At 70.0% G+C, this 22,503-nt stretch carries 24 protein-coding genes; 15 read left to right on the top strand and 9 right to left on the bottom strand.

Features of this window, described 5'->3' with window-relative positions; genetic code table 11:
- Positions 1 to 105: 105 nt before the first annotated feature.
- The 4 genes from ABZ345_RS06345 to ABZ345_RS06330 all read left to right on the top strand — a co-directional run bounded on the left by ABZ345_RS06345 (position 106) and on the right by ABZ345_RS06330 (position 6,059).
- On the top strand, positions 106 to 2,103 hold the full coding sequence (locus tag ABZ345_RS06345) for an alpha-L-fucosidase (RefSeq protein ID WP_359843567.1): 1,998 nt from the start codon (positions 106 to 108) through the stop codon (positions 2,101 to 2,103).
- Between the two features lie 147 nt (positions 2,104 to 2,250).
- Positions 2,251 to 2,907, top strand: coding sequence for an NUDIX domain-containing protein (locus ABZ345_RS06340; RefSeq protein ID WP_359843852.1), 657 nt, complete (start codon positions 2,251 to 2,253; stop codon positions 2,905 to 2,907).
- A gap of 50 nt (positions 2,908 to 2,957) precedes the next feature.
- Positions 2,958 to 3,767: a 5'-methylthioadenosine/S-adenosylhomocysteine nucleosidase gene (locus ABZ345_RS06335; RefSeq protein WP_359843566.1), complete on the top strand. Its 810-nt coding sequence runs from the start codon at positions 2,958 to 2,960 to the stop codon at positions 3,765 to 3,767.
- A gap of 27 nt (positions 3,768 to 3,794) precedes the next feature.
- On the top strand, positions 3,795 to 6,059 hold the full coding sequence (locus ABZ345_RS06330; RefSeq protein WP_359843564.1) for a hypothetical protein: 2,265 nt from the start codon (positions 3,795 to 3,797) through the stop codon (positions 6,057 to 6,059).
- A gap of 1 nt (position 6,060) precedes the next feature.
- On the opposite strand, the gene ABZ345_RS06325 is transcribed toward ABZ345_RS06330, so the two are convergent.
- Positions 6,061 to 7,296 (bottom strand): DUF6596 domain-containing protein, encoded by a 1,236-nt coding sequence (locus tag ABZ345_RS06325; protein WP_359843562.1) that lies wholly within the window; start codon positions 7,294 to 7,296, stop codon positions 6,061 to 6,063.
- Entirely contained in the window at positions 7,296 to 7,685 is a 390-nt protein-coding gene (locus ABZ345_RS06320) for a YciI family protein (RefSeq protein ID WP_359843560.1), read from the bottom strand. Before ABZ345_RS06320 ends, ABZ345_RS06325 begins: the two co-directional genes overlap by 1 nt.
- A 176-nt stretch (positions 7,686 to 7,861) precedes the next feature.
- Here ABZ345_RS06320 and ABZ345_RS06315 point away from each other — a divergent pair, with 176 nt between their 5' ends.
- The 10 genes from ABZ345_RS06315 to ABZ345_RS06270 all read left to right on the top strand — a co-directional run bounded on the left by ABZ345_RS06315 (position 7,862) and on the right by ABZ345_RS06270 (position 14,768).
- On the top strand, positions 7,862 to 9,409 hold the full coding sequence (locus ABZ345_RS06315; protein WP_359843558.1) for a helix-turn-helix domain-containing protein: 1,548 nt from the start codon (positions 7,862 to 7,864) through the stop codon (positions 9,407 to 9,409).
- 84 nt (positions 9,410 to 9,493) lie between these two features.
- Entirely contained in the window at positions 9,494 to 10,753 is a 1,260-nt protein-coding gene (locus ABZ345_RS06310; protein WP_359843556.1) for an FAD-binding oxidoreductase, read from the top strand.
- Positions 10,754 to 10,760: 7 nt separating this feature from the next.
- Positions 10,761 to 10,925 carry a hypothetical protein gene (locus ABZ345_RS06305; protein WP_359843554.1) on the top strand — a complete coding sequence of 55 codons (165 nt, stop codon included), beginning with the start codon at positions 10,761 to 10,763 and terminating at the stop codon, positions 10,923 to 10,925.
- Positions 10,926 to 11,048: 123 nt separating this feature from the next.
- The gene (locus ABZ345_RS06300; protein ID WP_359843553.1) at positions 11,049 to 11,492 is read left to right on the top strand and encodes a GreA/GreB family elongation factor; all 444 of its coding nucleotides are present in this window, start codon (positions 11,049 to 11,051) and stop codon (positions 11,490 to 11,492) included.
- A complete protein-coding gene (locus tag ABZ345_RS06295; protein ID WP_359843551.1) occupies positions 11,482 to 11,637 on the top strand; it encodes a hypothetical protein in 156 nt (51 codons plus the stop codon). The genes ABZ345_RS06300 and ABZ345_RS06295 overlap by 11 nt, the downstream gene beginning before the upstream one ends.
- Before the next feature lie 107 nt (positions 11,638 to 11,744).
- Positions 11,745 to 12,371 (top strand): NAD(P)-binding domain-containing protein, encoded by a 627-nt coding sequence (locus tag ABZ345_RS06290; protein ID WP_359843549.1) that lies wholly within the window; start codon positions 11,745 to 11,747, stop codon positions 12,369 to 12,371.
- Between the two features lie 45 nt (positions 12,372 to 12,416).
- The gene (locus tag ABZ345_RS06285) at positions 12,417 to 12,923 is read left to right on the top strand and encodes a VOC family protein (RefSeq protein WP_359843547.1); all 507 of its coding nucleotides are present in this window, start codon (positions 12,417 to 12,419) and stop codon (positions 12,921 to 12,923) included.
- Positions 12,920 to 13,807: a universal stress protein gene (locus ABZ345_RS06280; protein ID WP_359843545.1), complete on the top strand. Its 888-nt coding sequence runs from the start codon at positions 12,920 to 12,922 to the stop codon at positions 13,805 to 13,807. Before ABZ345_RS06285 ends, ABZ345_RS06280 begins: the two co-directional genes overlap by 4 nt.
- A gap of 15 nt (positions 13,808 to 13,822) precedes the next feature.
- On the top strand, positions 13,823 to 14,191 hold the full coding sequence (locus ABZ345_RS06275; RefSeq protein ID WP_359843543.1) for a hypothetical protein: 369 nt from the start codon (positions 13,823 to 13,825) through the stop codon (positions 14,189 to 14,191).
- 10 nt (positions 14,192 to 14,201) lie between these two features.
- On the top strand, positions 14,202 to 14,768 hold the full coding sequence (locus ABZ345_RS06270; RefSeq protein WP_359843541.1) for a dihydrofolate reductase family protein: 567 nt from the start codon (positions 14,202 to 14,204) through the stop codon (positions 14,766 to 14,768).
- Between the two features lie 42 nt (positions 14,769 to 14,810).
- On the opposite strand, the gene ABZ345_RS06265 is transcribed toward ABZ345_RS06270, so the two are convergent.
- Genes ABZ345_RS06265 through ABZ345_RS06255 form a run of 3 tightly spaced genes read right to left on the bottom strand, consistent with a single transcriptional unit; the run spans position 14,811 to position 18,922 of the window.
- On the bottom strand, positions 14,811 to 16,310 hold the full coding sequence (locus ABZ345_RS06265) for a long-chain fatty acid--CoA ligase (protein WP_359843539.1): 1,500 nt from the start codon (positions 16,308 to 16,310) through the stop codon (positions 14,811 to 14,813).
- Between the two features lie 7 nt (positions 16,311 to 16,317).
- On the bottom strand, positions 16,318 to 17,427 hold the full coding sequence (locus ABZ345_RS06260; RefSeq protein ID WP_359843537.1) for an NAD(P)-dependent alcohol dehydrogenase: 1,110 nt from the start codon (positions 17,425 to 17,427) through the stop codon (positions 16,318 to 16,320).
- Positions 17,428 to 17,443: 16 nt separating this feature from the next.
- Positions 17,444 to 18,922, bottom strand: coding sequence for an aldehyde dehydrogenase family protein (locus tag ABZ345_RS06255; protein ID WP_359843535.1), 1,479 nt, complete (start codon positions 18,920 to 18,922; stop codon positions 17,444 to 17,446).
- Positions 18,923 to 18,986: 64 nt separating this feature from the next.
- Here ABZ345_RS06255 and ABZ345_RS06250 point away from each other — a divergent pair, with 64 nt between their 5' ends.
- On the top strand, positions 18,987 to 19,406 hold the full coding sequence (locus ABZ345_RS06250) for a MarR family transcriptional regulator (protein WP_359843533.1): 420 nt from the start codon (positions 18,987 to 18,989) through the stop codon (positions 19,404 to 19,406).
- Positions 19,407 to 19,515: 109 nt separating this feature from the next.
- Here ABZ345_RS06250 and ABZ345_RS06245 read toward each other — a convergent pair whose 3' ends face one another.
- From ABZ345_RS06245 to ABZ345_RS06230, 4 genes are all read right to left on the bottom strand, one after another.
- Positions 19,516 to 20,445 (bottom strand): PDR/VanB family oxidoreductase, encoded by a 930-nt coding sequence (locus ABZ345_RS06245; protein WP_359843531.1) that lies wholly within the window; start codon positions 20,443 to 20,445, stop codon positions 19,516 to 19,518.
- Positions 20,442 to 20,600 carry a hypothetical protein gene (locus ABZ345_RS06240; protein ID WP_359843529.1) on the bottom strand — a complete coding sequence of 53 codons (159 nt, stop codon included), beginning with the start codon at positions 20,598 to 20,600 and terminating at the stop codon, positions 20,442 to 20,444. The genes ABZ345_RS06245 and ABZ345_RS06240 overlap by 4 nt, the downstream gene beginning before the upstream one ends.
- The gene (locus ABZ345_RS06235; RefSeq protein WP_359843527.1) at positions 20,597 to 21,631 is read right to left on the bottom strand and encodes an aromatic ring-hydroxylating dioxygenase subunit alpha; all 1,035 of its coding nucleotides are present in this window, start codon (positions 21,629 to 21,631) and stop codon (positions 20,597 to 20,599) included. Before ABZ345_RS06235 ends, ABZ345_RS06240 begins: the two co-directional genes overlap by 4 nt.
- 97 nt (positions 21,632 to 21,728) lie before the next feature.
- Positions 21,729 to 22,490 (bottom strand): IclR family transcriptional regulator, encoded by a 762-nt coding sequence (locus tag ABZ345_RS06230; protein ID WP_359843850.1) that lies wholly within the window; start codon positions 22,488 to 22,490, stop codon positions 21,729 to 21,731.
- Positions 22,491 to 22,503 lie beyond the last annotated feature (13 nt).

The raw sequence follows: 22,503 nt of genomic DNA, 5'->3' as shown, positions 1-22,503 counted from the left end.
ACGCGGCTCGGCGGTGAAGAGCTGAGCGTTGACCTCCGAGGTTTCCTGGCTTTAACGTCTGATGTCTCGCGTGTTGCGGTTACCGCGCCGATCGAGAGGAACCTCATGACGTCAGCCCCGCACAACCGCCGTACCTTCCTCAGCGCGTTAGGGGCTGCCGGAGCGGCGACCGCTCTCTGCGGCACCTTCGACGTGCTGCGGTCCCACCCGGCCGGTGCCGCGATTCCGGGACCGACCAGTTACTCGCCGACCTGGGCATCGGTGGACCAGCACCCACCGGCGCCGGAGTGGTTCCAGGACGCGAAGTTCGGCATCTACTTCCACTGGGGTGTCTTCAGCGTCCCGGCGTACGACAACGAGTGGTACCCGCGCAACATGCACATCGACGGCTCCGCGGCGAACACCCACCACAAGAGCGTGTTCGGCGAGCCGTCTTCCTGGCCGTACCACAACTTCATCGACGGAGCGCGGGACAGGAACGGCAACTACGTCCAGTTCGCCCCGAAGCTCAAGTCGGCGGGCGGCAACTTCGACCCGAACGAGTGGGCGCAGCTGTTCGCCGACGCCGGCGCGAAGTACGCGGGGCCGGTCGCCGAGCACCACGACGGGTTCTCGATGTGGAACAGCTCCGTCAACGAGTGGAACTCCGCCGCGAGGGGACCTCGGCTGGATCTCGTGCGGTTGCACGCCGACGCGATCCGGGCCAAGGGCATGAAGCTGTTGGTGGCAATGCATCACGCGTACAACTTCACCGGCTTCTACGACCACGTGCCCACGCAGTCCACCGCCACGGTGAAGAAGCTCTACGGACAGCTCGGCCCGGCCGCGGAGAACCAACTCTGGTACGACAAGCTCAAGGAGATCGTCGACGGCTTCCAGCCCGACATCCTGTGGCAGGACTTCAACCTGTCCGCTGTGGACGAAGCGCAGCGGCTGAAGTTCCTGGCGTACTACTACAACAAGGCCGTGGCGTGGGACAAGGAAGTCGTCGCCACCTACAAGGACGGCTTCAACAACAGGGGCGAGGTCTTCGACTTCGAACGCGGCGGCCCCGCCGACATCCAAAACCCGTACTGGCTGACCGACGACAGCATCTCCAGCTCCAGCTGGTGCTACACCGTCGGCATCGGCTACTACTCGCTCGAGGCCATGCTGCACTCGCTGATCGACCGGGTGAGCAAGAACGGCAACATGGTTCTCAACATCGCACCGATGGCCGACGGGACGATCCCGAGCGGACAACGCACGATCCTGCTCGGCATGGGCGACTACCTCAAGCGCTTCGGTGAGTCGATCTACGCCACCCGCGCCTGGGCCGCGTACGGGGAGGGGCCGACCAAGATGGGCGGCGGGTCCTTCACCACGCCCCGCGCCGGGACGAACACCGACATCCGCTTCACCCGCAACAAGGCGGGCACGGTCCTCTACGCCACCGTGCTCGGCTGGCCCGGCAGCACCCTGAACATCACCACGCTGTCGTCCACGCGGATCAACCTCGGCACGCTGACCTCGGTGCAGCTGCTCGGATCCAGCGCCGGCACCTACATCAACCTGCCCGGCCGCACCCAGGACGGCTCCGGCCTGCACATCGCCATGCCGTCGTCCGGCGCGCCGTTCAGCGCGCCCGCGTTCGTGGTGAAACTGACCTTCTCCGGCCAGATCCCCGCACTGGGCGCGGCCCCGCTGCCCACCGGCTGGGCCAGGATCTCCAACGTCACCAGCAACCTCGCCCTCGACGGGGGCGGCAGCGTCCCGGCGGGCTCGATCGTCAAGCAGTGGACCTGGGACGGCAGCCCGAACCTCCAGTGGCAGCTGGTCGACGCGGGTGGCGGCTACCACCGGCTCGTCAACCGCACCAACGGGATGGTGGCCGACAGCAACGGAGCCACCGCCAACGGCGCCGGCGCGGTGCAGAACACCTGGAACGGCGGCGTCAACCAGCAGTGGCGCCTCACCCACGTCGGCAACGGCCGCTACCAGATCATCAACCGCGGCACCGGAACCGCGCTGGACGGCGCCGGCAACGCCACCTCCGGTTCCACGGTGATCCTCTGGACTCCCAACGGCAGCACCAACAACCAGTGGACGATCTCGGCGGTCTGACCGTCGGCGATCAGCGACCGGAACCGTCGGCACGAGCCGGCGGTCCCGGCCGTCGTGAGACATCTCGGGTCCACTGTGGATAGCACTTCCTGTCAGCTTGACATGAAGTAGTCTGTCGGGGTGTCCAAGATTCGACTTCGTCTCACGATGACCGCTGACCTGGTCATTCTCACGATCAGGGGCGGCGTGCTGCACGTGTTGCTGGTCGAGCGCGCCAACGAGCCGTTCCGCGGCAAGCTCGCCCTGCCCGGCGGGTTCGTGCGCGGACGTGAGTCGCTGGACGAAACGGCGGCGCGCGAGCTGGCCGAAGAGACCGGAGTGGATCCTGCGACGCTGCACCTGGAGCAGGTCGGCGTCTACTCGGAGCCGGACCGCGACCCGCGCACGCCTCGGGTGGTCACCTGCGCCTATCTGGCGATCGCGCCGGACCTGCCGGTGCCGGTCGCGGGCGGTGACGCGCGGGCCGCCCGGTGGGTGCCCGTCGACGAGGCCGCCGGACTGGCCTTCGACCACGACGTGATCCTGCGCGACGCGGTGGAGCAGGCGCGGGACAAGCTGCAGAGCACCACGGTCGCGACCGCGTTCTGCGGCACCGAGTTCACCATCGCCGAGCTGCGCGCGGTCTACGAGGCGGTGTGGGGTTTCGCGCTCGACAAGCCGAACTTCCACCGCAAGGTCACCGACGCGGACGGGTTCATCGAGCCGACCGGGGAGAAGCGGTCGACGGGCAACGGCCGCCCGGCCGCGCTCTACCGCGCGGGCGAGGCCGAGCTGTTGCTTCCCCCGATGTCTCGCCCCCGGTAATCCGTTCGGCCGGTTGTTGTCACTTCGACAATAAGTTACTGTTCCTCGGCATGGTCGTGATACTCACCGCGCTGGAGCTGGAGTACACCGCTGTCCGGGAACACCTGACGGACGTGCGCAGGCACGTGCACCCCGCGGGCACGTGGTTCGAAGTCGGGACCATCAACGGCAGGCGGGTGGCGATCGCCCTGATCGGCAAGGGCAACACGATGGCCGCCACCATCACCGAACGCGCGATCGCCGAGTTCGAGCCGGACCTCGTGCTGTTCGTCGGCGTCGCGGGAGCCCTGAAGGCGTCGCTGGGCCTCGGCGACATCGTGGTGGCCACCAAGGTCTACGCCTACCACGGCGGATACGACGGCCCGGACGGCTTCAACGCGCGGCCGCGTGCCTTCGAGGCACCGCACCACATCGAGCAGATCGCGCGGCACGTCGCGATGACGGGGACGTGGCCGCCGGTGCACTTCTACCCGATCGCGGCGGGCGAGATCGTCAAGGACGCCGAGAAGTCCGTGCTCGCGGACATGCTGCGCACGCACTACAACGACGCGGTCGCGATCGAGATGGAGAGCGCCGGTGTCGCGCACGCGGCACACCTGAACAGGGCGCCCACCATGACGATCCGGGCCATCAGCGACCACTCCGACGGACGCAAGCAGATCGCCGACCGCGCCGGCTCGCAGCGGACCGCGGCCCGCAACGCCGCCGGGTTCGCCGCGGCCGTCATCGCCGAGCTGGAGGACACCGGCGACCCTCCGCCCCGCGGGCTGCGGGTCGAGAACGTCTTCACCGGAACAGCACACAATGTCATCCAGGGCGGCGTGGTGAACGGCGACGTTCACTTAGGCAGGGACGCCTGACCCGACCGACCCGAGAGGGAGGCCGTGATGGCCCGGCAGGGGGAGCGCAACGAGTTCAGCGGCAACGCCAAGAACGTGATCCAGGGCGGTGTCGTCCAGGGCGACGCGGTGTTCCACAACCACGAGACGATCTACCAGGTCATCGGCGAGGACACCCCGAAGAACCGCTACCAGGTCGCGCTCAACCACCTCGACGGCGGCTCACCGCGGATCGCCGAGGACATGATCGGTCAGGTGTTGCGCGACGGCCTGGAGTCGACCGAGATCGCGTACTACTACGCGCTTTCCGTGTTCAGCGAACGTTCGGTGAACCAGCTGGGCAGCAAGGAGCTCGACCACTTCGACCTGGCGGTGAAGATCACCCAGCGGCACGAGCGCGACCAGTGGCACGACGCACTGGTCGTGATCGGCGAGCTGGTCAGGTCCGTCGGCGTGCAGGAGCAGGGGGCGAGCGGGTCGAAGGCGGTGTTCGCCTCGCTGCAGACGTTGTCGCTGCCCCGGCGCATCGAGATCACCCGGCACCTCGCCACGTTGCTCAACGGCGCGGTGCAGGACCAGATGGACCGGATCAACGCCGGCCTGGTGACGGAGGGCCGGATCGCCGACGAGCGCAAGAAACGCGCGAAGAAGTTCTTCCAGGCGGATCCGGTCGAGCCCAAGCTGATGCTGCCGTACTTCAACGGCCACCTGCCCGCGAGCGTCTGGGGTGCGGGACTGACCGGCCTGGCGGGGTTCGCGGGTGGCGCCGGGTTGCTCGGTGCCGAGCTCGTCCCCGCCGCGCTGTGGTGGCTCGGCGGCCTGGTGGCGAGCGGTCTGGTCGTCTGGTGGTGCGGCTCCCGAACGGTCGCCACGTCCCGGCTGCGAGCCCGGCTGGCGTTCGAGCTCGGCCAGGAGTCCTGCCGGCCGGACCACCTGACCGACGTCGAACGGTTCAGCAAGCGGTCGTTCCGGGTCGCCGTCGAGCGGCAGATCCGCGACACGTTCCAGGACTGGAAGGTGTGGAAGGACGTGCCGCTCAAGGCGATGGGCCACGAGCGCATCGACGACGAGATGGAGAAGGTGCGGCGGGGTCTGCTCTACCGGCTGGTCCGCACCTACGGGGTGCGGGTGGCCGATCTCGGCGATTCGACGCTCATGGACAAGATCAACGAAGCGCGGGCCAAGGAGGGCGCCGGCCGCAAGCAGCGGCGCGAGATCCAGCCGGCCGCCCTGAACTGGCTGATCCGCTGGCACGCCGAGCAGGTCGCGCGGCAGTGGGGCGAGCAGTCGTTGTACGCCTTCCGGAAGGTGCGCCCGATGGAGGTGGTCAACGACGCGCTCGGCGTGCTCGGTGGCCTGGCCGCGGCGAGCACCGTCGTGGCGCTGGTGCCGGAGCTGTCGTTCTCCGGAATCGCCCTGCTCGCGGGAACCGTCGCACTCGGCTGCCTCGGCGTGGGCAACGCCATCAAGATCACCGGAGACCGGATGGCCGCCCAGGCAGAACGCGCGGACAACGAGCGGCTGGTCGCCGAACAGCGGGTGGTCTACGAGGAGCACGTGGCGTCGCTCGCCGATCGGCCGACCGACGCGGAGATCGCCCGGTGGCTGGACTTCGACAAGTCCTACATCAAGAGCGTCGCGCTGGACCACTGCGGCCTGAGCAACCGGGACATCATCGCCCACGTCCTGCTCACCGAGGGAGCGCCGCAGGCCAAGCGCGCCAGGGTGTTGCACGGCGCCCCGCGCTACTCGGCGTACGTGGTGAAGGTGTTCCTGTTGACCGACAACGGGGTTCGCGAGGTGGAGATCGAGCTCGACTTCGAGAACGGCGCGCTGCGCAACGAGTACCGCAACGCTTTCAGCTACACCTCGCTCGCCTCCGCGCAGGTGCTCGAGGTCGGAATCAGGTTCGCCGGCGAGGAACGGCAGGTGCTGGTGTTCGGCGACGACGGCGTCGAGGTGTCCGAGGCGACGGACAACTACGTGCGCAGCAAGGCGTTCCGGCTCAGCCAGGTCAACGACGACGAGATCACCGTGGTGATGGAGAACTTCGAGGGACTCGTCGACACCGCGGTGGAGGACAAGAAGAAGCTGGCCGAGCTGGCGCTGGAGAACTCGGGCGTGACCAGCGCGCTGCGGATCCTCGAGTCGGTCGCCGCGGAGGGCAAGGACTGGATCGACAAGGAACGCGAACGCCGCGAACGCCGTTGGAACGACTGGGAGAACGAGCGCCGTGAGACGCTCGCTCTCGAAAGCGGTCTGGAATTCGTCGAGGAACCTGAGGATCCGGAGTTCTTGGAGGAAGACGAGTAGGTCAGCTCGGGTCGAGGTGGCGGATCCGGGTGTTGAGGTAGCGCTGCTCGGGCTGGCTCGTGGTGAGCCGGGCGGCCTGGCGGTAGCTGTCGAGGGCACCGGCCAGGTCGCCGGCCATCTCCAGCAGGTGGGCGCGCACGGCGTGGGTGCGGTGGTGCCGACGCATCGCGGGATCGTCGAGCAACGGCTGGACGAGTGCCAAGCCGTCCTGTGGACCGTGCGCCATCCCGACCGCGACCGCTCGGTTGAGCGTCACGACCGGGCCGGGTGCCACGCGGGCGAGCATCGCGTACAGCACGCTGATCTGCTGCCAGTCGGTGCTTTCCCAGGTGGCGGCTTCCGCGTGCACGGCGGCGACCGCGGCCTGGAGCTGGAACCTGCCGACGTGCCCGCGCGGGAGCACCCGCTCCAGGATGCGCACTCCTTCCGCGATCTGCCGCTGATCCCATCGTGAACGGTCCTGTTCGGCCAGCGGCACCAGGTTGCCGCCGTCGGTTCGTGCGGCCGCGCGGGCGTGGGTGAGCAGCATCAGGGCCAAGGCGCCCGCGACCTCGTCGTGGTCGGGGATGGCCGCGTGCAGCTGTCTGGTGAGGCGGATGGCTTCCTCGGCGAGGGTCGAGTCGACCAGCGCGTCACCTGTCGAGCGGGTGTGTCCCTCGGTGAACAGGAGATGGCACACGTCGAGCACCGCAGCGATGCGCGGGGGCAGCTCGGCCTCGGTCGGGAGCTCGAACACCGCACCTGCCGCCCGCAGGGTCGATCGCGCCCTGGTCAGGCGTTGCGTCATCGTGCGTTCCGGTACCAGGTACGCGGCGGCGATCTGGGCCGTGCCCAGCCCGGCGACGGCGTGCAGCGTCAGTGCGACCTGTGAGGACCGGCTCAGACTGGGGTGACAGCACAGGAGCAGCAACCGCAGGGTGTCGTCGCCCTCGTGCGCATGGTCGGCCGGCGGCGCGAGATGGGCGTCGCCGGGCTGGGTGACGGCCACGGCCTCCTCACGTCCCGCCCGAGCGCTGTCGGCGCGGAACCGGTCGATCAGCCGCCGCGAGGCGACCCGGATGAGCCAGCCACGGGGACTGTCGGGCACGCCGTCCCGTTCCCACTGCGCTGCCGCCGCCTCGGCCGCTTCCTGGGCGGCGTCCTCGCAGTCGCCGAGGTCGCCGTACCTGCGCAGCAGGGCGGCGAGGACGTGGGGCGACTCGCGCCGCCAGACGTCCTCGACCACCCGCGACTGCATCAGGCGGGACCGCCGGCCCACATGGCGGGCCGCAGTTCGACGGTCTCGCCCGGACCGGAGAAGCGTGCCGCGATCTCCTCCGCGCGGGCCTGGTCCTCCACGTCGATCATGAAGAACCCGGCCAGGTGCTCCTTGGCTTCCGAATACGGGCCGTCGGTGACCAGCGGCTTCCCGTCCGCCCAGCGGTAGAGCCGCGACGACTCGGGCGCTCCCAGCGCCTCGCCGGTGATCAGCTCACCCTTCTCGTGCAGTTCGCCGAGCATCTTCTCGAACTCGGAGTTCAGCCGGTCCCGCTCGGCCCGCGGCATGTCCTGGTAGTCGGGCAGGTAGTCAGCGGTCGGGTGTCCCCAGGGCTGCGGGTTGGAGTGGATCAGGATCACGTACTTCACCATCGGCTCCTCGATCTCGTGGATGCGCCCGGACGGCCATCCCTCGCTGGAGACGTCGGAGCCGGACGCGTCACGTCTACATGAAGGCTAGGACGTTTTCTGGACCGGCTGCCGAAGGTGCTCCGCGTGGCCTCGGCCTCTACGGTGGCGGCAGCGGTGGGACAGGGAGTTCGTTCATGGTGAGGCTGGACCGGCTGGTCAACGTGCTGGGTGGGTACGGGGTCCGGTTGTGCTGCTGTCCGGTGCCGCGGTCGGCTGAGCTGCGCGGTGTGGTGCTGCGGGACGTCACCGATGATCGCGCCGAGGTGGGCGACGTCTATCTCGCCGTCGCGGCCGGGTCGGTGGCCGAGGCCGTGCGGGCGGCGGTGTCGGCGCGTGCGGTCGTCGTGCTCGTTCGCGGCGGTGAGGAGATCCTGGCGGACGCCGTCGCGGTGGGGGAGGCCGAGGGGGTGGCGGTGATGCTGGCGGACCCGGCCCTGTCGTGGAGCCAGCTGGCGGGGGTCGTCTACGGCCTCGTACTGGAGGGCCGGGAGACCGAGTCGGGGCGCGGTCCCACGGATCTGTTCGCGCTGGCCGACAGTCTCGCCGCCGCCACCGGTGGCGCGGTGACCATCGAGGACCAGTTGTCGCGCGTGCTGGCCTATTCGGGCCCGCAGCAGGAGGCCGACGCGGCACGGCTGGAGACCATCATGGGCCGCCAGGTGCCCGCGTGGGTGCGCGAGTTGTTCGACGCGGCGGGCGTGCGGGCGCATCTGCTGGCGTCCGACGAGCCGCTTTTCGTCCCTGGAGAACCGACGCGCGGCCTGACCGGGCGGATGGTGGTCGCGGTCCGGGTGGGCCGGGAGCTGCTGGGGGCGGTCTGGGTGGCGTGCCCGGACGCGCTGGAAGGCACGCGGCGCACCGCGTTGACCGATGGTGCCCGGATCGTGGCGCTGCACCTGCTGCGGCTGCGGGCCAGCGCCGATCTGGAACGCCAGGTGGAGTCGGAGTGGGTGATCCGGCTGCTGGAGGGCACGGCGGACGCCGCGACGGTGATCAGCCAGCTGGGGTTGCCGCCGGGGCCAGCCAGGGTGGTCGCGGTTCGCGCGCACGTGGGGGAGGAGCGGCACGCGGCCGTGTTGCTGGCGTTCGAACAGGCGACCACCGGGTTCGGCTGGTCACGGCCGGGACGCAGTGCGCTGGCCGGCAACAGCATCTACACGGTCCTGCCGGGGGACGAGGTCGACGCGGCGCGGGACTGGCTCGCGGCTCTCCGAACGGCACTACCCGAGAACGTCACCATGTCGGCGGGGATCAGCGCGGTCGCCGAGCCCGCGGACCTGCCGGCCGCCCGGCAGGAGGCGGACGAATGCCTGGCACTGCACGAGATGCGCGCTGGGGACACGGCCGCACCCGCGTACGACGAGTCGTGGGACGAGATCCTGCTGCAGCGCCTGCGTTCTGCCGCACGGGTCGGCCGCGCGTCCGCTCGCGGGCCCGTGGCCGACCTGCGCAGGCACGACGGCGAACACGGCACCGACTACGTCGCGACGCTGCGGGCGTGGCTCGAGGCGCAGGGCGATCTGGCCGTGGCCGGTGAGCGGCTCGGCGTCCACGGCAACACCGTGCGCAACCGGCTGCGGAAGATGAGCGAGGTGACCAGCCTCGGTCTGGACGACGCCGCCAAGCGGGTCGCGATGATGATCGACCTCGCGGCGACGGTGTCGGAAACCGACAATCGCTGAGCTGTAATTGTAGGAAGCGGACAAGCGGTCGGTGAGGTGCCCGCCGCATCCTGGAATCGGGACAAGCGATGACAGGAGGCAGGGATGGACGGCGTCGAGCGCCTTGACGGCGGTCCGCGCTCAGCGGTGGTGGCCGGTGCGGGCGTGGTGGGCCTGTCCACGGCGTGGTTCCTGCAGGAGCGCGGTGTTGAGGTGACGGTGGTCGACCGGACCGGCGTCGCGGCCGGCGCGTCCTGGGGCAACGCCGGGTGGATCGCACCAGGGCTGGCGATCCCGCTGAACGAACCGGCGGTGCTGCGCTACGGACTGCGGTCCCTGTTCGACCGGGCCGCGCCACTGCACATCCCGCTGACCGCGGACCCGAAGCTCTGGTCGTTCCTGACGCGCTTCGCGGCCCACTGCCGCTGGTCGTCCTGGACGAGGGTGGCGAAGGCGAACATCCCTCTCAACGAGGAGAGCATCGAAGCCTACGACGTGCTCACCGCCAACGGTGTCGAGGCGCCCACCGTCGACGCCCCGATCACCGCGGCCTTCACGTCCGCCAGACAAGCGGAGACACTCCTGCGGGAGCTGGAACGGCTTGCGGCGACGGGACAACCGGTGGCGCACGTGCGACTGTCCACTGCGGACCTGAGGGAACAGGTTCCGCTGGCGTCGTCCGCGCTCACGGCTGGTGTGCGCATTGACGGGCAGCGCTTCGCAGACCCCGGCGGCTTCGTCCAGGCGCTGGGCCGCGCCGTGGTCGCCCGCGGTGCCACGATCCGTCCGTTCGAGGTCGTCGACGTCCGCGCCAACAACGCCGGTGTCACCGTGAAAGCCAAGGACGGCAACGAGATCTCCGCCGACGTGGCGGTCGTCGCCACCGGCGCCTGGCTGCCGGGGCTCGCGGCACGGGCGGGTGTCCGCACCCCGGTTCGGGCCGGGCGCGGGTACTCGTTCACCGTGCCCGTGCGCAAACCGCTGCACGGCCCGATCTACCTGCCGGAAGCGCGCGTTGCCTGCACGCCCTACCAAGGCGGTCTGCGGGTGGCGGGCACGATGGAGTTCCGCGATCCGGACGCGCCGCTGGACCAGGCGCGAGTGGACGCGATCATCGCCTCCGCCCGGCCGCTGCTGGACGGTGTCTGGTGGGAGGACCGCACCGATGTCTGGGTGGGTCCGCGCCCGTTCACTCCGGACGGTCGCGCGCTGATCGGCGCGACCCGCACTCCAGGCGTGTACGTGGCCGGCGGTCACGGCATGTGGGGCCTGGCGCAGGGTCCGGTCACCGGACGGTTGCTGGCGGAGCAGATCACCACCGGCAAGCAGCCCGCCGCGCTGCGCGAGTTCGACCCGCTCAGGTGAGCGCCACGTGGAAGCCGAGCACACCGATCCGCCGTTGACCGACGGAGAGCGGGCCGAACTCGCCTGGCTGCGCAAGGAGAACGACTTCCTCCGCGTGCAGCGCGACATCCTCATGAGCGTGGCCACCGGCTACGCCCACGACTTCGAGGCGATCCTGCGCCGTCACCGCTGACCACCTTCCTGTCCGTGCGGGTCGCCGGGCCGACCGAACCCGGCCTGCACGGACGCCCCCGCCGTCAGGGCGGCACCTCCCCCAGGCCGCCCTGACGGCACCTATTCCTGCCACGGAGGCATCATGACGAGCACGACGCCACGCGTGTGGCTGACACCGCAGGCGCACCACCGGCTCCGCAACGAACTGACGACCTTGCTCGCGCCAACGCGCGGCGATGTGGATTTCGCCTCTCAGCGGGAACGAGAGGCGCGCATCCGTCAGATCAACGACCTCCTCACCAACGCGGTGGTGGGCGAGGACCCTCCGGACGACGGCGTCGCCGAACCCGGCATGGTGCTGACCGTTCGCTTCGACGACACCGGCGAGACCGAGACGTTCCTGCTCGGCGCGCGCGGCGCGGAACACGGCACGATCGAGGTCTACTCGCCGGACTCGCCGCTGGGAGCGGCGGTCAACGGCGCTCGCCGAGGGGAACAGCGCACCTACCGGACACCCAGCGGCGCCATGGTCGCCGTCACTCTGGTGAACGCGGTGCCGTACGGGCAGGTGCGTCGTGCTCAGTGACCGCGAACGCGAGACGTCGTGCGGTCTCCGTTCGCTGCCGTGTCCGGCGCCACCGCCGTCGGCGCCGGGCACGGCGAGCACCGACCTGGTCGAGATCTGGGGCCACGGCTCGTTTCCGGCCAGCGATCCGCCTGCCAACTGGTAGCGGACCGCGCAGACTCGGTGAGTTCGGAGTCACGCTCCGGTTTACTTGAAGCTTGAAGTAAATCAGCTATGATTAGTTCAAGGTTGAACTTTCGAGAGGAGCTTCAGATGCGAATCGCGATCATCGGTGCAGGCAACGTGGGCAGTGGGCTTGCGGCGGCCGTCGCCGCGGCCGGGCACGACGTCACCATCGCCGCCGCTCACGAGGCGAACGCGGTGAAGGCGGCCGAGAGCGTCGCCGGTGCCCAGGCGGTCTCCACCGTCTCGGCGGCCGCGCAGGGTGCCGACGTCGTCGTACTGGCGGTTCCCGCCGCTGCCGCCGCCGATGTGCTGGGCGAGCTCGGTGACGTCGACGCGGTCGTCGTGGACGCGACCAACCCGCTCAACGACACCTTCAGCGACCTGACGACGAGCGGCATCAACCAGGCCGAGCAGTTGGCCGCCGCCAAGCCCGGGCTGAAGCTTGTGAAGGCTTTCAACACCATCTTCGCCTCCCGCCTGGGCAACCCCGGTGAGGGCGATCAGCAGCTGGAGGGCTTCTACGCCGGTGACGACGAGACGGCCAAAGCCACCGTGCAGCAACTGTTGGCATCGCTGGGATTCCGTCCGATCGACGCGGGTGGCCTGCGCATGGCCCGCGCGCTGGAGGAGATGGCGTTCCTGAACATCACCCTCAACGCCCGCGACGGCTGGTCGTGGCAGAGCGGCTGGAAGCTCGCCGAGCCCACCGCCTGAACCCACCGCTTCACCGATCCCGTCCACGAGAAAGGCGCCAGCGCCATGATGTCCCCGGTCCGTCTCAACCACGCCGTGTTGTTCGTCGCCGACCTCGAACGAGCCGAGCGGTTCTACACCGAGGTGTTCGGCATGGAACTCGTCGCTCGAGAGGCCGGGGTCAACGCGGTGTTCCTGAGGCTGCCCCGCTCCGGCAACCACCACGATCTCGGGCTGTTCGCCGGTGATCAGGCTGCTGGACCCGGGCAGCGCCGGGTCGGCCTCTACCACCTCGCCTGGCAGGTGGACACGATCGACGAGCTCGCCGAGTTCCGCCGGCGGCTGACCGAGGCCGGCGCCCGCACGGGTGAGTCCAGCCACGGAGCCACCAAGAGCGTCTACGGCATGGACCCGGACGGCAACCAGTTCGAGATCATGTGGATGCTCCCGCAGAGCGAATGGGGCAGCTACGCCAACGCCGCCGTCGTGGAGTTCCTCGACCTTCCCGCGGAGGTCATGAGGTGGTCTGGCGTGCGCACCGCAGGCCAGATCGTCCAGGAAACCGCCGTATGACCGCGACCAAGCCGATCGTCGTAGGAGTGGACGGATCCCCCTCGGCGATCCACGCGGCACGCTGGGCCGCTGCGGAGGCCGCCCGGCGAGGCACCCGGCTGGTGATCGTGCACGCCTGCGAGCCTGTTCCCGTGCACGCGCCACAGGTGGCCGTGTCGACCGCGGAGTTCGGCGAAGCGGTCCGCGACCAGGGCCGCCGGTGGCTGGCCACGGCGGAGGCTTCGGCCGAAGTCGTGGCGCCGCAGGTCGAGATGAGCACCGAACTGGTGACCGGCGGCGCGGCCGAGCAACTGATCGGACGGTCGGCCGCCGCCGAGCTCGTGGTCCTGGGCTCGCGCGGACTGGGCGGTTTCACCGGTCTCCTCGTGGGGTCGATCGCGGTAGCGGTCAGCACACACGCCCAGTGCCCTGTGGTCGTGGTGCGTGAAGCGCAAGTCGACCGCCCTGAGGACGCGCCGATCGTGGTCGGCGTCGACGGTTCCGCCGCCAGCGACGCGGCGCTGAAGTTCGCGTTCGAGACCGCCGCACTCCGGGGAGCACCCGTGCTCGTCGTGCGCGCCTGGCGCGACGCCCTGGTCGACGCGACACGGCTCACCGTGCTGATCGCCGCGAGCGTCGAAGCGATCGAGGCCGAGGAACGACGGCTGCTGACCGAGCAGGTGGCCACCTGCGCTCAGGCCTTTCCCGACGTGCCGGTGCGGCAGCTGCTCAGCCGCGACGGCCCGGCGCCCGCCCTGATCGGACAGTCCGCGTCGGCACAGCTGGTGGTCGTCGGCACGCGCGGCCGAGGAGGTTTCCGCGGCCTGCTGCTCGGATCCACCAGCCAGTCGCTGATCTACCACGCGGAGTGCCCCGTCGCCGTCATCCCGCCGGCGCACCAGTGACCGAGGAGGCATCAGATGACCGAGTCTTCGACCATCGTTCAGGCCCCGCCGCGTGGCACCTATCGACTGCGGCTCACTCCGGACGAGGTTCGCCGGCTGGGCAAGTACCTGTCGGTCATCGTCGCCAGGGTGCGCGCGGCGACGACCGGCGATGAACGAGATCGCCACCCGATCGAGAAACTCACGATAGATCTGGCCGGCGCTCCCACCGCCCCCGGTTCGCAACTGGTCATGCTCGTCAGGCTGCTGCGCCGCACCCTCGGGAATGGTGTTCACATCGAACTCTCCGGGGTGGGGCCGATGATCCGCACGTCGCTGACCGCGTTCGGCATCCCCCGCGACGTCACCGTCACCGACTTGCGGGGCCGGTCGTGGATCAGCTGAACTTCGGGCCATGCGGAAACTGGTCTACGGCATGAACGTGACCCTGGACGGCTACGTCGCCGCGGCCGGCGACGACATCGGCTGGGGGGGACCGCCGAGCGACGAGCTGTTTCAGTGGTGGCTCGACCAGGAGCTGGCCGCCGGCACGTCGCTGTACGGGCGCAAGCTGTGGGAGATCATGAGCTCCTACTGGCCGACCGGCGACGAGCAGCCCGACGCGACCCCGGCGCAGATCGAGTTCGCACGCAACTGGCGGGACACGCCGAAGGTGGTGTTCTCCTCGACGCTCGGCGAGGTCGGCTGGAACGCCCGCCTGGTCACCGGGGACGCGGTCGCCGAGATCGAGCGGCTGAAGGCCGGGGACGGCGGCCCGATGAAGATCGGGGGTGCGACGCTCGCCGGGGCGGTGATGCGGGCCGGGTTGATCGACGAGTACCTGGTGGTCACCCATCCACACCTGGTCGGCGGCGGCACGCCGTTCTTCGCCGCGCTGGACAGCTGGGTGAGCCTGAACCTGGTGGAGACGCGGACGTTTCCCGGCGGCGTGGTGCTGACCAGGTACGAGACGAGGCGCTGAGCAGCACCTCGCCGCGTGACTCCATTGTGGACGAACGAGGGTTCAGGCAGGGGCGAAGGTGACGGCGGCTCGCGCGCGCAGCTCGACGCGGCGGACCTTGCCGGTGGCGTTGCGCGGCAACGTGTCCACGAAGACCACGTGCTTGGGTACTTTGTAGCGGGCGAGGTTCGCTTCGAGGTGCTCTCGCAGCGCGGTCTCGCCGAGTTCGGCGCGGGTGACGACGTAGGCGACGCCGGCCTCGCCCCAGCGCTCGTCGGGCACACCGACCACCGCGCACGACTCGACCTCGTCCACCTGCGCGATGACGGCCTCGATCTCGGCGGGGTAGACGTTCTCGCCGCCGGAGATGATCAGGTCCTTGACCCGGTCCACGACGTGGGCCCAGCCATCGTCGTCGACCCTGACCACGTCGCCGGTGCGGAACCACTCGCCGGCGACGAAGGCGTCACGGCTCTCCTGCGGACGGTTCCAGTAGCCGCTGAACACGTTCGGGCCGCGGACGAGCAGCTCGGCTGGCTGCGCTCCGAGCGTGACGACGTCGTCCTGGCCGAGTGCGGCGATGTCGGTGAAGAAGTGCGCCACCCCAGCCGAGACGGGGTGGCCCAGCGTGCCGTCGTGGGTGGCCATCGACACGCCGGGGGAGGCCTCGGTCATGCCGTATCCCTGCAACAGCCGGACGCCGCGGTCGAGCCACGCCCGCGCGACGCGTTCCTGCACCGGTGATCCGCCGTAGAGCACGCAGGTCAGCGAGCTGAGGTCGGTCGTGTCCCAGGCCGGGTCCTGGCACATCATCTGCAACATCGTCGGCACCGCGGAGAACCCGGTGATCCGCGCCTGCTCGATCCGGGCGAGGACGACCCCCGGATCGAACCTGGCGACCGGCTCGACACTGCCGCCCTTGAACAACGTCGGCAGCGTGATCTGGCCGAGGCCGACGCAGTGGAACAACGGTGCGATGCACAGCGCCCGATCGGTGCTCAGGACGTCGAAGTGGGCGAGCTGGTTGATCGTGTTCCAGGTCAGGTTGGCGTGCGTGAGCACCGCGGCCTTCGGTTTCCCGGTCGTGCCGGAGGTGTACAGCAGCAGACACGGGTCGTCGAGCAGAACTTCGGCCGTGGGACGTTCACCGGCGAGCTGTACGTCGAAGTCCGCGGTCCGCAACACCGGAGGCAGCGGTCCGGCCGACGCGACGAGCTCGTCGGCGTCGGCGCTGTGCACGAGCAGGGACGCGCCGCTGTCGGCGAGCATGTACCCGATCTCCGTGCCGGACAGCCGGTAGTTCAGCGGCACGAAGATCGCCCCGCACAGCGCGGTCGCGAACAGGGTCTCGAACACGTTGATGTCGTTGACCCCGAGGTAGGCGACCCGGTCACCGCGGCGCACGCCCAGTCCGGCCAGCACCGCCGCCAGCCGGTCGACGCGGTGTGCGAGCTCGGAGTAAGTCAGCGTCCGGCCTGCCTGCACGAGTGCGGTGCGGTCAGGGGAGATGCGCGCGCGCCGGGCCGGCCAGCTGCCGACACCGGGGTTGGCCGGTCCGATCATCGTCGTCTCACCCCAGCCGCAGCACGGGTTTGATCGTCACGCCCGCCAGCGCGTCGTCGACCGCCTGCTGGATCTGCCCGAACTCGTAGTGGGTGATCAGCCGGTCGATCGGCATCCTGCCCGCGGCGACGAGCTCCACGAGCACCGGGATCAGCGCCTGCGTCTCGGCGTCACCCATGGTGAGCCCGGCGACGTTGCGGCCGGACAGCATGAAGTTCACGTTGACCGGCACGTGGGTGCCGAACGCGGGCGCGCCGACGATCACCGCGGTGCCGCGGGGCGCGAGCGAGGAGATCGCGACGCCGAGCACGTCGGCGTTGCCGGTGGTCTCCACGACGCCGTCGACACCGCGGTCCGACGTGAACTTCGCGATCGCCTCGCCGAGGTCGGTCTGGGTGGTGTCGATGGTGTGGGTGGCGCCGAGCTCGGTCGCGAGTGCCAGCCGCGACGGCACGCGGTCGGCCACGATGATCCGGGTGGCCGGGGTGAGCCGGGCCGCCATGACCGACGAGAGGCCGACCGCGCCCGCGCCGGTGACGAGGAGGGTGGCGCCGGGTCGCGGGGCGAGGACGTGCCAGACCGCGCCGGCGCCGGTCATGACCCCGCAGCCGAGCGGGGCGAGCAGGTCGAGCGGTGCGTCGGCGGGGGCCTTCACCACGCTGCGTTCGTCGACGACGGCGTGGTGGGCGAAGCTCGACTGCCCGAAGAAGTGGCCGCCGAGCGGGACGCCGTCGCGGGAGATCGGCGACGTCCCGTCGGCTCGTTCGCCGCCGAGGAGGTTCGACGGCAGCCAGGTGTCGCAGTAGGCGGGGTGGCCGTCGCGGCAGTTCGGGCAGCGGCCGCAGGAGGTGTAGCTCAGCAGCACCTGGTCGCCCGCGGCCACCTTGGTGACCGCGGAGCCGACCTCCTCGACGATTCCGGCGCCCTCGTGGCCGAGCACGCCGGGCAGCGGGAACGGCAGGTGCCCGCCCGCCACGCCGAGGTCGGTGTGGCAGATGCCGGCGGCGACGACCCGCACGCGGACCTCGTCGGGGCGGAGGTCGTCCAGCGTGACCTCGGTGAGCGCGAACCCGGAACCGGCGGACTCGACCACGGCCGCCGTCGTTGTCGTGGACATGGTTTCTCCTGGGAGGTCAGGCGAGGGAGATGACGACGGACTTGGTGCGCGTGTAGGCGGCGAGCGCCTCGGGGCCGTACTCCCGGCCGTACCCGGAGTCCTTGATCCCGCCGAACGGGATCGCGGGGTCGAGCATCGCCCAGTCGTTGACCCAGACGATGCCCGCCTGCAGCCGGGCCGCCACCCGGTGCGCGCGAGCGAGGTTCTCGGTCTGCAACCCTGCCGCGAGGCCGTAGGACGTGCCGTTGGCCAGGGCGACCGCCTCGTCCTCGGTGTCGAACCGCTGCACGGTCAGCACCGGGCCGAAGATCTCCTCCTGCACGACCGCGGAGGTGTCCGGAAGGCCGGCGATCACCGTGGGCTCGAAGAAGAAACCGTCCCGTTCGGCCCGCCGCCCGCCCGTCACGATCCGGCCACCGTCCGCAATCGCCTGGGCGACATAGCCTTCCACTTTGGACAGATGCCGCTCGCCGGCCATCGGGCCGATCACGGTCGCCGGGTCGAAGGGATCGCCGAGCGGGACGTGCGGCACGGCGTCGGCGAGCGCGCCGACGACGGCGTCGTACGACGGTGCCGCGACGAGCAACCTGGGACCGCCCATGCAGAACTGGCCGGTGTTGAACACGAAGGCCTTGATGGCCGCGCCGATCGCCTTCCCGAGGTCGGCGTCGTCGAAGATGATGTGCGCCGCGTTACCGCCCAGCTCCATCGTCATCGGCTTGAGCTGCTCGCCCGCCACGCTCGCCGCGTGCCTGCCGACGGCCGTCGACCCGGTGAAGGCCACCTTGTCCACGCCGGGGTGGCGCAGCAGGTGTTCGCCTGCCTCGGCGCCGTACCCGGTCACCACGTTGACCACGCCCGCGGGCACTCCCGCCTCGGTGAGGATCTCGGCCATCAGCAACGCGCTGAGCGGTGTGTCCTCCGCGGGCTTGTGCACCACCGTGTTGCCGGCCGCGAGCGCTGGTGCGATCTTCGAGCTCGACAGGATCAGCGGGAAGTTGAACGGCGTGATCGCCGCGACCACCCCGACCGGCTCACGGCGGGTGTAGGCGTGGGCGGCCAGGGGGATCTGCCGCGTCGCCCCGTCGATGCCCTGCGCCAGCGCCGCGCAGTACTCGTACTGCTCGGCGGTCGTCTCCACGTCGACCGGACGGCACAACGCGACCGGCTTGCCGACGTCGAGGCTCTCCACCCCGACCAGCTCGTCCGCTCTGGCGCGCACGACGTCCGCGACGCGGTGCAGGATCCGAGCGCGGTGTCTGCCCGGTGTGGCCGCCCACCCGTCGAACGCGGCGCGCGCCGCGTCGACCGCGTCGTTCACGTCCGCCGTCCCGGCCCTGGCGACGGACGTCACGACCGACCCCGTGGACGGGTCGACGACATCAATTCGGCCGCCTTCCGCGGCGTCCTGCCACCGTCCCCCGATGAACAACCTGCCAGGCGTGACGTCGGGGCGGCGCAGCGTTGCGGTCGGCCGGTCGTCGACTGTGGTCATGTGGATTTGCCTTCCTGTGACAGGCTTCGGAGGAACGGGAAGATCGATGGGGAAGGTGGGGCACTTGCGACCGTCGCTGATGTACGAGGTCAAGCAGGTGGAACTCGCGGTGCGCGCACTCATGGACGAGGTGCTGCGGCCGGCCGGTGTGACGACCCTGCAGTACACGGCGCTGACGGTGCTCGCCGGCCGCGACGGCCTCACGTCAGCGGAACTGGCCCGGCACTCGTTCGTGACCGCGCAGACGATGACCGACATGGTCGCCGCGCTCGAGCGACGTGAGCTGATCGTCCGCGAGCAGGACCCCGCGCACGGCAGAAGGTTGCTGATCAGCCTCACGGACAAGGGCAGGGCGTTCCTGGACGAGCACGCCGCCGAGCTCGCGGCGATCGAGGAACGCATGGTGAGCAGGCTCAGCAAGGGCGAGCGCACCGCGCTGCACGACCTGCTCAACCGGTGCCGCGCCGCTCTCGCCGGGTCCTAAGTGGCCACGCATGGTCAGCTCCTCGTCGAGCGTCGGTATCAGGATCACTAATATAAGGATTCCTGATATTGAAAGCATGAGACTGCCTTGTTGAACTGTCAAGTGTTTCTCAGAGGTCGAGCACGAGGCGGGGAGAGCGCGACCGGGACACGCAGATCATCATCACGTCGCCGGCCTCCTGTTCCTCCGCGGTGAGCACGGAGTCGCGATGATCGGGGGTGCCGCCGAGCACGGTCGTCTCGCAGGTGCCGCAGGTGCCTTCCTGACAGGACGACAGCACGGGCACACCCGCTCGTTCGACGACTTCGAGCACGGACTCGCCGGCCGGCACCCGCAGCACCGTGCGCGTCTGTGCCAGCTCGACCTCGAACTCGTGCCGAGGCCCTTGTGCCGCATCGGTTCTCGGTGCGAACCGTTCCACGTGGAGGGTGCCGGCCGGCCACGCCGCACAGTGCTTCTCGACGGCGGTGAGCAGACCTTCCGGGCCGCAGCTGTACACGGCGGTCCCTTCCTCCGGCTCGCCGAGCAGCGCCTCCAGGTCCAGCAGGCCGTACTCGTCCTGAGGGCGGATCTCGACGTGGGCCAGGCGCTCCAGTTCCTCGCGGAACGCCAGGGAGGACCGCGTTCTGCCGCCGTAGACCAGCCGCCAGTCGTGCCCGGCCGCCTCGACCTGGGCGATCATCGGCAGGATCGGGGTGATGCCGATGCCGCCCGCGATGAACAGGTAGCGCTTCGCCTCGACGAGCTCGAAGTGGTTGCGCGGCCCGCGCACCTCGAGCAACTGCCCCTCGGCGAGCACGTCGTGCACGTGCCGCGAGCCGCCTCGCCCGTCGGGTTCGCGCAGGACGGCGACCTTCAGGACCGACGTGTCGGACGGGTCGCCGCACAGCGAGTACTGGCGGACCAGGTCGTCGGCGAGCACCAGGTCCACGTGGGCGCCGGGCGTCCAGGCCGGCAGCGGGTCGCCGTCCGGATGCCGCAACGTCAGCAGCACCACACCGTCGGCGATCGGGACCTTGTTCTCCAGCAACAGTTTCATGGCGTGTGTCCCACCGGATGAGCGAGCAGCCACTCCCACAGTTCGACCGGGTCCTCGAACTCGCGTTCGGCCGAGCAGTGGCACACCGCGCGGAGCCGGTCGGTGCCCAGCACCCAGTGGATGCGGAACACGCGGTCGCCGGTCAGCGCGTTCACGACTTCTCGCACAGCCGGTTGAGCATCCGCCGTGCCGCGAGCCCGCCGGTGTCGATGTTGACCGACAGTTCCTGGTAGCCCTCGGGTTCGCCAGCGACGACCTTCTCCAGCACGTTCAGCGCCACGACGTCCTGCATGACGACGGTGCGGTTGTTCTCGGCGAGGAACGCGGAGACCTCCTCGTCGCCGAGCGCGAAGTCCCTTGCCACGCACCAGAAGTCGTGCGTCGAGGTCTCGGTCTCCGGCGTGATCGCGTACACGACCTCGACGTGGAACGCGTCCGGGTCGGTCCCGTCCGCGTTGGGCACGGACCCGACCGGCGCGATGCGGCTGTGCAGTTTGTACAGGCACGGTGGCGTGTACTCGATGTCCTGCCAGCGCGCGATCCTGCCCTGGAGGCCGGTCGACTTCGAGTAGAACGGCGGACATTCCGCGTCGTCCATGTGCCGTGAGACGTAGACGATGCCCGCGTCCTCGTCGACCTCGGTCGTGATCGGGGTGGAGGCGACCTCCGGCGTGCCGATGTAACCGCCGTGCAGGTACGTCTCGTGCGAGAGGTCCAGCAGGTTGTCGACGAGCAGGGAGTACCTGGCCTGCAACGGTTCCATGCCGTACACCGTCGTGTAGTCCGGTGAGGTGAGCCACGGCGCCCGCGGGATCAGCGACGCGTCGGCGTTGGCCGGCTCGCCGATGAAGACCCACACGAACGAGTCCTGCTCCACGACCGGGTACGGCAGAAGCCTTGCGGTGCGCGGGATGCGGGCCTGGCCGGGGACGGCGACGCACTTGCCGCCGGCGTCGTAGGTGAAGCCGTGGTAACCGCACACCACCTGGTCGTCGACGAGCCGGGAAGGTGGCTGGGACAAGGGGAACCGCCGGTGCACGCACCGGTCCGGCATGGCCGTCACCGCTCCGTCGCGGGTGCGCCAGAACAGGATCGGCTCGCCGCAGACCGTGCGGGTGAACAGGTCGTGCTCGATCTCGGACCCGTAGGCTGCGACGTACCACTGGTCGCGCGGGAACCCGGTCATCGATGCTCCTTCTCCGTGGTGGGGAGCCACAGAGTGACGCGGGCCACGACGCGGGCCATAGCGTGCTTTCCGGAAAATGGAAGCCCTGATGGCGTCCTTACGCCGAGTGGGCGCGGGAGATCGCCTGGGCGCTGGTGCGCACCAGCCTCGCCAGCGCGTGCGGCGCGGTGCTGCCGTGCCGCACGACCAGTGACACGGCGGCGACGACCTCGCCGTGCCGGTCGTGGATCGGCGCGCCGACCGAGAGGGCGTCCATCGTGACCTGGCGGTCGCTGATCGAGAAACCGTTCGACCTGACGGCGGCGAGCATCCGCCGCAGCGGGCCGGGATCGGTGACGGTCTTGGCGGTGTACCGGTCGATCGGGCCGCCCAGCACCTCCTCCTGCACCTCGGCGGGAGCGTGCGCGAGCAGGACCAGGCCGACCCCGGTGGCGGTGAGCGCGAACCGGCCGCCGACGCGGGTGAGCACGGGCACCGCGCCGGATCCCGCGATCCGCTCGACGAAGACGACCTCCGCGCCCTCCCTGACGGCGAGCTGCACGTTCTCCCCGGTGACCCGGGAGAGGTCCTCCATGAACGGCAAGGCGGTCTCGCGCAGGCCGGGACCACGCGGCGCAAGTGAGCCGATCTCCCACAGACGCAGGCCGACCCGGTACAGCCCGTCGTCGCCTCGCTCGACGGCGCCGAACGCGCAAAGCTCCTGCATGAGCCGGTGCGCGGTCGACAACGGCATCTTCGCGCGCCGGGCGAGCCCGCTCAGCGTCAGTTCGCGGTGCTCGGCGTCGAACGCGTCGAGGAGCTGGAGAGCACGGCCTATCACCGGCCCGGTCGGGCCGGCGGGTCTGCCTCGTCTCGGCATGCTCACCCCGCCA

It is taken from the genome of Lentzea sp. NPDC005914, assembly GCF_040629405.1.
Classification (GTDB): Bacteria; Actinomycetota; Actinomycetes; order Mycobacteriales; family Pseudonocardiaceae; genus Lentzea.
This window is presented reverse-complemented; position numbering and strand designations above follow the sequence as displayed.